We start from the raw sequence: 9,166 nt of genomic DNA on the forward strand, positions 1-9,166 counted from the left end.
GAGACCCCCCCCCCCGGGGGGGGGCGGCCTACCCGCCGGGGCCCCGGGCCGGCGCGGTTCCGCCGGGCCGCGACGAACCGGTTGCGCGGGCTGTGGCGGCTGCTGCCGCTGCCGTGCGCGAACAGCACGATCCCGGGCGCGCCCTCGGGGACCGTGAGCTCTCCCCGCAGCACCAGCGGACCCGCTCGCACGTCGGCTTCCCGGTCCTCCGGCAGGGCATGCCCAGGCGGAGTCCGCCGGGTGCCTACCGGGCGGGCGAGGGCCTCCTCCAGGCAGGCGACGACCTCGTCGTCGTCGGTCTGGGAGAAGTCGGCGTAGAACTGACCGATGGCATAGAAATCCCACGGCGTGTGCAGGCACACCAGCTCGTCGGCGTCCGTGCCCAGCCGCGCGGTCCAGTCATGCGGTGCCACGGGAACCGCGAGCACGATCCGTGCGGCCCCGCGAGCGCGGGCGATCCGGCAGGCCGCTCGCGCCGTCGAACCCGTGGCCACCCCGTCGTCGATCACCAGCGCCGACCGGCCTTCGAGTCCGATCGGTTCCCGCTCGCCCCGGTAGCGTCGGGCGCGGCTCTCCAGTACCTCCCGCTCGCGTGCCTCGACGTCGGCCAGCTCGTCCGGGGTGGTACGGGCGGCGCGCACGACTTCGTCGTTGATCACGCGGACGCCGCCTTCCCCGATGGCTCCCATGCCCAGCTCCGGCTGGAACGGCACGCCGAGTTTGCGTACGAGGCACACATCCAGCGGCGCGCCGAGAGCCCGGGCGACCTCCGCGGCGACCGGTACCCCTCCGCGGGGCAGCCCCAGCACCACGACGTCGGAACCCTTGAGATGCTTCAGGCGGGCTGCCAACTGTCGGCCGGCGTCTCGGCGATCCACGAAGTACATGACCCGGCCTCCTCGCCACGGTCCCTGCCATGCCTCACCCCCGTTGCGACCGCGCCCCGTGCCGCCCGACGCCGCGTGCAGCCCCGCCCGCAGGCAGGCCGCCCGGACCCGTGTCCGCCTTCGGCGAGCGCGGTCACCGCCTCTGCCGGTGCGGCTGCCCGAACGAGGCGCTGTGTGCCGGGTGGGTCTCGATCACGCATCCCGGACCGGGAAAGATCTCTGTCTCGTGACCGTCTTCGTAGCGCACCCGATAGGGCGGTTCGCCGTGTTCGCCGAGCACCTGCACGACGGTGGCATGGTGTTCAGGGGATCCCACGGTTCTGCCGGTGAAACGCAGCACGTCACCTTCATGCGCCTTCATCGTGGCTCACCTCGTTCCCTGCCGTCGTTCCCTGTCCTCGTTCAGGATGACCCCGGAAGGCGGCTCGCGCAGAAGGGCCGTTCGGGCACCTCCGGCGGGCTGTCGGGCCCGTGACCGGCCGGCGGGCAGACGCCACCCTCCTCGTGGGCGAGCGGGCGCGGCTCGTCGGGCAGGCGCATGCTGGAGTCGGAGAAGCCGTGGCACCCCACCGAACGTGTCCGGATACGGCGGCATCCCGGGCGTGGTGGCACGTGGCGCGGAAAGCCCCCTCGGGAGTGACCATGAAACTTTCCTTCCTGGAACCTCTCTACAAGCAGTCCGGTCCGTTCGCGTCCGTCTACCTGGACACCTCCCGCGACGCCGGCATCGAGGATCCCGATGCCGCCATACAACTGCGCTGGCGGCATCTTCGGGACGCCCTGATGGCCGAGGGAGCGGACCGGAACTCCATCACCGCGGTGGCGGGCACCTTGGGCCGCGACACGGACATTCCCGGCACCCACGGTCAGGCCGTGTTCACCGCCCACGGACGGCTGGCCCTGCTGGACGAGTTGCCCGCACCGCCCGCACGGGACACCGCGCACTTCGGAACGCTGCCGGACACCATGCCGCTGATCGTCCAGCACGCCCCCGCGATCCCGTACCTGGCGGTGCACGTGCATTACGGCGGCCGTCACTCGACGGACGCCACCGGCACCGTACGGATCGAGGCCGAGGTGGGCACATGGCCGCTCACCAGGGTCACGCCGGGCCACCGGCTGGACGAGGAGATCCCGGTGGGCGACTGGACCCGCGCTGCCGGAGAGGTCGGCCGGGAGCTGGAAGGTCACGCACGGCGCATCGACGTCGAGACGGTGGTCGTCGCCGGAGACGTCTGGGCCCGCGGCATCCTCATCCACCGGCTTCCGGCCGCCCTGCGCGGGCAGGTCACCACCGTGGAGGGCGCCGGCGAGTCCGAGCCCGGGCGGGCACTGCTGGAGCAGCGGCTCGAAAGCCTCCTCACAGGGCGCATGGCCGCGCACGACCGGGCACTGCTGGACGCGTTCCTCGCCGAGCGGGCCCGCGACGGAGCGTTCGCGGAAGGCCTTGCGCCCGCCGTGTCGGCGCTGCAAGGCGGCAGGGTGAAGGCCCTTTTCCTCAATGACCACCCCGAGTCGCCGTTCCGCCTGTGGGTCGGCCCGGAACCCGGCCAACTCGCCCTTGCCGAACAGGAACTGCGCACCTACGGAATACGGGAGGCCAGCGAGGAACGGGCCGACACGGCACTCGCCCGTGCCCTCGTCGGCACGAGGGCCGAACTGGTCGTGGTGCCCGAGCAGGAGCAGTGGTTGAGCGAGGGCGTGGGCGTACTGCTGCGCTACGCCGATCCCACGTCCCGTGCGTGAAATCCCATGTCCCGTGAGTGAAGGGGCATCCGGGAAGCCGCGGCAGGACGTTTGCCGCCGGCCCCCGGGGACGTGTCCACAGCCGGTCCTGTTGCGAAACGGCGGTGCCGCCGAGGTGTTCAGTGCGGGGCGAGGACCAACGCTGCGCCGAGTCGTCGGGCGGCGGTGCGCCAGGCCTGGGTCAGCGCGCCGTGCGTCATGGCCAGGGCCTGGGCCCGGGTCTGTTCGCTGCGCAGGCGCAGAGGTGCGCCGACGTGCACGTGGAGTCGTGGGCGGCGCAGTGGAGCGGTGAGCAGCCTTGCCACCTGTTCCAGGGGGCTGCCGGACGCCAGTGCGCGGGCCCCGGCCTGGCCCAGGGGCACGATCTGCGCGCCGGTGGCGTGCGCGAGGTGGATGAGGCCCGGGTGGAAGGGCCGGGGCGGAGCCTCGCGGACGCCCTTGCGGTGCGGGAGGCCGCCTTCCGGGTAGAGCAGGACGGACCGGCCCGCGGTCAGCGCGGCCTGGGCTTCGCGCAGCGCTCGGGCGGCTCGGGGGTCGTGCCGGTGAACCGGGATGTGCCCCTCCCGGTTCAGGACACGGCCGAGCAGGGGGATGCGCCACAGCCCCGCGGCTGCCAGCACGACGGGCTCGGTGCCGAGGCGGCGCAGCGCGGCGAGGACGACCGCGGGGTCACTGAGGGAGGTGTGGTTGGCGATGATGATGCTGCCCGCAATGGGCCCGACAGCCACATCCGTGGTGACGTCCAGACGGCCGAGGACCGGTACGACGGCCTCGGCGAGGCGACTGAGCACACAGCACCCCCAGGGTGGCGACAACTGCTGTGACGGTCTGCTGATGCGCGCCCGAGTGCGCCGGCCGAATCGGTTCAGGGCTGGTCCAGCCCATGGCTAGCCCTTGAGGACGCCCAGCGGCACCAGGCGCGCCACAAGGCGGCCCAGGTCGTTGTGTTCGCTCGCCCGGACGACGGCGTCGACGTCCTTGTACGCCTCTGGGGCCTCCTCGGTGACGCTGCGCCAGGAGGCGGGGCGCACCGCGACCCCCGCGTCGTCCAGCTGCAGGCGCAACTGCCGGGCGGACACTTCGCGGTGCGCGCGGTGGCGGCTCCAGACGCGGCCCGCGCCATGGCAGCAGGAGGCGAACGCCCGATTGCCGGTGCTGCCGGTCATGACGTACGAGGCTGTGCCCATCGTGCCGGGCACGAACACCGGCTGACCGAAGCGGCGGAGCGCGTCCGGCAGGTCGGGGTGGCCCGGCGGCAGGGCCCGGGTAGCGCCTTTGCGGTGGACACACAGCAGCGGCCGGGCTGCGCCGTCGTCGGTGTGGCGTTCCAGTTTGGCGAGGTTGTGCGAGACGTCGTAGAGCAGGTCCAGGCCCGCGCCGGTGGTCTCGCGGAAGACGCCGCGGGCGGCGTCGGCGAGCAGCTGGCGGTTGACGCGGGCGAAGTTCGCGGCCGCGGCCATCGCGCCCAGGTAGGCGCGGCCCTCGGGCGAGTCGACGGGTGCGCAGGCGAGTTGCGGGTCGGGCACGTCGATGCCGTACCGCCGCATCACCATGTCCATGCTCCGCACGTGGTCGGCGCAGATCTGGTGGCCCAGGCCGCGCGAGCCGCAGTGGATCATGACGCACACCAGGCCGGGGCGCAGGCCGAACGCCTGCGCGCACGTCTCGTCGTAGACGGCGTCGACTGCCTGGATCTCCAGGAAGTGGTTGGCCGAGCCGAGGCTGCCGACCTGCCCGGCGCCGCGGTCCAGCGCGCGTTCGCCGACCTGGTCGGCATCGGCGTCACCGACGGTTCCGCCGTCCTCGCACCGCTCCAGGTCGCGCGGTACTCCGTGGCCCTGCTCGACCGCGTACCGGGCGCCGCCGCGCAGGATCTCGTGCAGCTGCACCCGTCCCGCCAGGTGCCACAGTCCGCCGCGCCCGAGCCCGCGCGGGATCAGTTCGTCCAGGCGGTCCATCAGTGCGGGCAGCTGCGGCAGCAGGGCGGTGCGGTCCACGTGCGCGGTGAGCAGGCGCACCCCGCAGGAGATGTCGAAGCCCACGCCTCCCGGCGAGACGATCCCGCCGTGGGCGACGTCGGTCGCGGCCACGCCGCCGATCGGGAAGCCGTAGCCCCAGTGGATGTCGGGCATGGCGTACGAGGCGCGGACGATCCCCGGCAGCGTGGCCACGTTGGCCACCTGCTGAAGGGCCTGGTCGCCGGGCTCGTCCGGCAGCAGCTCCCGTGGGGCGAGGACCACTCCGGGTACCCGCATGGCGCCGGTCCGCTCGATGCGGAATCGCCAGGGTCCTTCCGCCACCGGCCGGATGTCCATGTCGGTTCGGCCTCCTCGGCGAGGCGTTCCGGCGCGGGACGCCGGGACAGCCGTCACACATCCAGGGTCACTCGGCAGGCCCACCCGTGCGAATCCCGGGCCAGCCACAGTCCGTGCAGCGCGACGGCCTTGGGCACGGCCCCGGTCTGCGTGGCCGTCGAGCTGCCGGCCATCCTGAATCGCACGCGTACCCCACCCTGCTCCGGCGTCACCGCGACGTCCACGGGGAGCTCGGCCGCGGCGTCCATGCGGTAAATGATCTCCTCGAGCACGGCGGCCAGCAGCCGGCCGTCGTCCTCGGCCGACACCACGCGCTCGCGGGTGACGCCGGAGGCACCCGCAGGCAGTTCGGCGAAACTGCCTACCATGCCCCGCACCGCCTCCACGATGCACTCCTCGCGTGTCGGCGCCCACGCCTCGATACGCAGATCACCGGTGTGCGGAAGACACCGATGACCGCGCAGCGACTGCTCGGGCCGATGATCGGTCATGGTGCGAGAACTTGTCCCGGAAGCCGGCCTGCCGGGCGGTCCCACTCGGGTGTGCCGACCCCTGGGGTCAGCCCGCGTACACCCGATGGACGAACTCGGCGAGCTGGTCGTCGGTGAGGTGACGGGCGACGTCCGCCTCGCTGATCATGCCGATCATGCGCTTGTCCTCGATCACCGGGAGGCGCCTGATCCTGTGATCCTCCATCTCACGCAGGACGTCGGAGACGTCGGAGCCGGCGTTGATCCAGCGCGGCGTGCCCTCGCACAGGGCACCGCACGTAACCCGTGCAGGGTCGTGACCTGCGGCGATGCACTTCACGACGATGTCACGGTCCGTGATGATGCCGCACATCCGGTCGTCGTTGTTCGGGTCGCTGACCGGTAGCGCTCCCACTTCGTGGTCCCTCATCATCTGGGCGGCCCGGTCCAGTGTCTCGGTGAGGGGAATCCACTGGGCTCCAGGGGTCATGATGTCCTTGGCAGTTGTCATCGTTCGGCTCTCCACTGTGTGCGGACTTGGGCCAGGTCCTTGTCGGCGTCGGCCACGGCCACCTCCGGCTTCCTGTTGTTCCTGTTGCCCGGGGCTTTCGTCCATGCCGTCCGGGCCCCCGAGCGCGTGCCGGCAGTCCCAGCAGGACGTCAGCGGCGCCGACGCGAGGTCACTGTGAACCGGGCGCCGTCGGGGTCCCGCAGCACGGTCTCGTCCTCGCCCGCCGCCACGACGCCGCCGCCGTGCTTTTCGGCCGCCCGGGCGCATGACTCCACATCGCTCACGGCGAAGTGGACCTGCCAGTGTGTCCGGACCGAGGGGTCGGGCGGCGTCTCCACCGCCCCCGACTCGATGCGGGCCACGAGGTCGCCCCGGCTCCGCAGCAGCACTTCGCCTCCCGTGCAATCGACTTCGCAGCAGCCGGGGAGTCCCGAGGCCCAGTCCAGGATCTCGCCGTAGAAGATCGCGGCGTCGAAGGCGTCGCGAGTGTGGAGGGTGATGAATGTCGGTGCCGCCTGCCGCCACGCCTCCCACTCGGAGACGAGTCTCCCCTGCCAGATCCCGAAAGTGGCTCCGGCGCGGTCGGCGAGCAACGCCGCTCTGCCGGGAAGGAAGGAGATCGGCCCGACCGCCACGGTGCCGCCGCGCTCCCGGGTGCGGGCCACGGCCTCGTCCGCGTTCGCCACGGCGAAGTACGGGGTCCAGGCCGCAGGCATCTGCCACATGGAAGCCACCGCTGCGATACCCGCGACCGGTATCCCGTCCGCCAGTGCGGTCCGGAAATGGTCGCCCAGCCTGGCTCTACGGCATCGCCAGCCCAGCACGGCACCGTAGAACTCCTGGGTGACGTCGAGGTCGCGGGTGGTAAGACTCACCCAGCACGGCGCGCCGAACACCGAACCCGTCTCGACGGTGTCCGTCGCACCGGAAGAGTGTGTCGTGCCGTCCTGGTTCATGGCCATCGCACCCTGATCTCGGATACCAACCCCAGTGTCCGACGAGATGGCTTGGCCTGCACGTCTGCCGGGCCCGGTGGATGTGCGCGGCCCGCTTCGAGGTGCGGTGACCCACCCCTTCTGCAACGCTGTGACCTTGTACTCCGCCTGGTCGCCACACCGACGCTGCCGAGGATGTGGACACCCTCGACGAGGATGCGGACATCCTCGAGTCCGCGACGGCGTCTTTCGCGGCGGAGAGCCGGCCGGTGACGGTGCACCTGCTCGACCCACGATGGGGACCGCTACCGGAGCGGGAGCCGTTGCCGACTGCGCCAACGGCATGCTCACCGTCAGTGTGAGACTGGGACTTGAGAAGGCCGAGGCCACATCGAGATCAGGCACGGTGCGTGAGCCGGTACCCGCGGGTGAAGCCTCGCGGCCCGGACGGTGAAGTCGAGGAGGGGCTGAGCGGTGCGACATCGCAGTGTGGTCGATCTGATGACGCCCACCGTCGTGAGCGTGCAGCCGGGCACGTCCTTCATGGAGATCGCGCATCTTCTTGACGAGTACGGCATCACGGCCGTTCCGGTGATCGACGACGAGGGCAGGCCGGTTGGGGTCGTGTCCGCGGCGGACCTGCTCCGTTCGCAAACCTCCGCCGGTGGCGGGGGCACCGCCCGGGACCTGATGACGAGTCCGGCCGTGGTCGCGGAGCGGGGATGGAACGCGGTGCGTGCCGCGAGAACCATGGACAGGCGCAAGGTGAAACGGCTGCCCGTGGTGGACGACGACGGCCGGCTCATCGGGGTGATCAGCCGAAGCGACCTGGTGCAGCTCTTCCTCCGCAGGGACCGTGCGATCGAGGAGGAGATCCTCGAGGACGTCGTCGTGCGGACGCTCGGACTGCCTCCCTCCGCGCTCACGGTCGAGGTCACCGACGGCAGGGTCACGCTGAGCGGCAGCGTGCAGCGCAGGAGCCTGGTCCCGGTCACGGTGCGGCTGTGCGAAGGCGTGGACGGTGTGGTGGACGTGGTCAACCGGCTCGGCTTCGACCGGGACGACGCGACGGACGAGCCTGCTCCTTAGGGCCCCGAGCCTGCACCGGGCTGCAGCTCCGGCCGCGGGCCTCGCCGAGCCGCCGGGCGGACCGTGCCGCCGGCCGGTACGGCGTCGATGGCCGCTTCGTCCACCAGCGCGGCGAGTTCTGGGGCCGGTGCCCGCCGGCGCGCGGGCGGCCGGGTGGCGGTCGCGCCGCTCGTGCCGTGCGGACGTGGCCCCGTCGGGCGTTCGCCCGGCTCGCGATCGGCGGATTCGCGCCGGGCGGACACCTGCGCTCTTGCTCCCACCGCCATCCGTACACCCGCCCCGTCAGGAAGGTCGGCATTGGGCGGGCATTCGTCCGGCCGGAGCTGCCCGAGGATGCCCACACCTTGGAATCGGACAGCCTCGGAGACGTCCGTGCGGCAACACCCGGCGGCCTTGCCCGCAAGGGACCGTCGTCACAGGGCGAGCGGACGGACGGACCCGAGCGCGTTGGTTTGCAGGCCAGCCTTCTCCCTGTTCACTCCTCCCTGTTCAGCGCACCCTTCCGCGTGGCTTCAACGGCACCGGCGGGAGCTCGGGTGCGGGCAGCGGACCCCCGTCGTAGCCCTTCACCTCGCCGAAGCGTGTCCCGCTCATCCAGTCCTCACGAGCCTGTGCGATCTCTGCCTGGGAGCGGCCGACGAAGTTCCACCACATGATCAGCTCCTCCTCGAACGGCTCGCCGCCCAGCAGCATCAGCCCGGCGTCCGACTCGGCGCGCAACGGCAGTTCGGACCGCCCGCAGCCGAGGTAGAGCATCGAGCCCGGCAGCACGGGCACCCCGTCGACATGCACCTCTCCGGACATCGCCAGGACGCCGTACTCGAAGTCCGGGTCGAGGGGCAGCCGGACGTCGGCGCCGCGATCGAGCGCGAGGTCTGCTCCGACGATGGGGGTGTACGCCGTACCGGGCGAGGCCGAGCCGTCGAGCGAGCCGAGGAGCAGCGTCGCCGTGAGGCCCGGCGCCGTGACCGTCGGCAGCTCGGGGTGGTGCTCGAACCTGGGCTCGGTGTGGCGGTGTGCGTCCGGCAGGGCCACCCACAACTGCGCGCCGTGCAGGAACCGGGCGTGCGCGTGCGGGCTCTCCTCGGAATGGCTGATCGCCCGGCCGGAGGTCATCAGTCCGAGCTCCTTCGGCCTGATGGTCTGCAGGCTGCCCGTCGAGTCGCGGTGCAGCACCTCGCCCTCGTGCAGCCAGCTCACCGTCTGCAGCCCC

Annotated in this window: 10 protein-coding genes; 2 read left to right on the plus strand and 8 right to left on the minus strand. The window is 71.9% G+C overall.

All coding sequences use genetic code 11. The annotated features are described in order from the left end of the window. Positions 1–887 (minus strand): phosphoribosyltransferase (locus ACFW2E_RS33040; protein WP_384471410.1); only part of this gene is annotated, 887 nt, incomplete at its 3' end. Between the two features lie 133 nt (positions 888–1,020). Beyond that, the gene (locus ACFW2E_RS33045) at positions 1,021–1,248 is read right to left on the minus strand and encodes a DUF1918 domain-containing protein (protein WP_384471413.1); all 228 of its coding nucleotides are present in this window, start codon (positions 1,246–1,248) and stop codon (positions 1,021–1,023) included. Positions 1,249–1,529: 281 nt separating this feature from the next. Here ACFW2E_RS33045 and ACFW2E_RS33050 point away from each other — a divergent pair, with 281 nt between their 5' ends. After that, positions 1,530–2,633, plus strand: coding sequence for a hypothetical protein (locus tag ACFW2E_RS33050; RefSeq protein WP_384471416.1), 1,104 nt, complete (start codon positions 1,530–1,532; stop codon positions 2,631–2,633). A gap of 119 nt (positions 2,634–2,752) precedes the next feature. Here the strand turns inward: ACFW2E_RS33050 and ACFW2E_RS33055 are convergent, their stop codons facing one another. The 5 genes from ACFW2E_RS33055 to ACFW2E_RS33075 form a co-directional block, all read right to left on the minus strand. Further along, complete coding sequence (locus ACFW2E_RS33055; protein WP_384471419.1) at positions 2,753–3,424, minus strand: lysophospholipid acyltransferase family protein; 672 nt, start codon at positions 3,422–3,424, stop codon at positions 2,753–2,755. Between the two features lie 96 nt (positions 3,425–3,520). Continuing rightward, positions 3,521–4,948, minus strand: coding sequence for an RtcB family protein (locus ACFW2E_RS33060; RefSeq protein ID WP_384471422.1), 1,428 nt, complete (start codon positions 4,946–4,948; stop codon positions 3,521–3,523). Positions 4,949–5,001: 53 nt separating this feature from the next. Next, complete coding sequence (locus ACFW2E_RS33065; protein ID WP_384471425.1) at positions 5,002–5,439, minus strand: archease; 438 nt, start codon at positions 5,437–5,439, stop codon at positions 5,002–5,004. A 67-nt stretch (positions 5,440–5,506) separates the two neighbouring features. Continuing rightward, on the minus strand, positions 5,507–5,929 hold the full coding sequence (locus ACFW2E_RS33070) for a CBS domain-containing protein (protein WP_384471428.1): 423 nt from the start codon (positions 5,927–5,929) through the stop codon (positions 5,507–5,509). A gap of 149 nt (positions 5,930–6,078) precedes the next feature. Continuing rightward, on the minus strand, positions 6,079–6,885 hold the full coding sequence (locus ACFW2E_RS33075) for a VOC family protein (protein ID WP_384471431.1): 807 nt from the start codon (positions 6,883–6,885) through the stop codon (positions 6,079–6,081). A gap of 453 nt (positions 6,886–7,338) precedes the next feature. Here ACFW2E_RS33075 and ACFW2E_RS33080 point away from each other — a divergent pair, with 453 nt between their 5' ends. Then, positions 7,339–7,953 (plus strand): CBS domain-containing protein, encoded by a 615-nt coding sequence (locus ACFW2E_RS33080; protein ID WP_384471434.1) that lies wholly within the window; start codon positions 7,339–7,341, stop codon positions 7,951–7,953. Positions 7,954–8,442: 489 nt separating this feature from the next. On the opposite strand, the gene ACFW2E_RS33085 is transcribed toward ACFW2E_RS33080, so the two are convergent. Further along, the coding region (locus ACFW2E_RS33085; RefSeq protein WP_384471437.1) for a pirin family protein at positions 8,443–9,166 on the minus strand (724 nt) is incomplete at its 5' end.

The sequence above is a fragment of the Streptomyces sp. NPDC058964 genome (genome assembly GCF_042741275.1).
Taxonomy (GTDB): Bacteria; Actinomycetota; Actinomycetes; order Streptomycetales; family Streptomycetaceae; genus Streptomyces.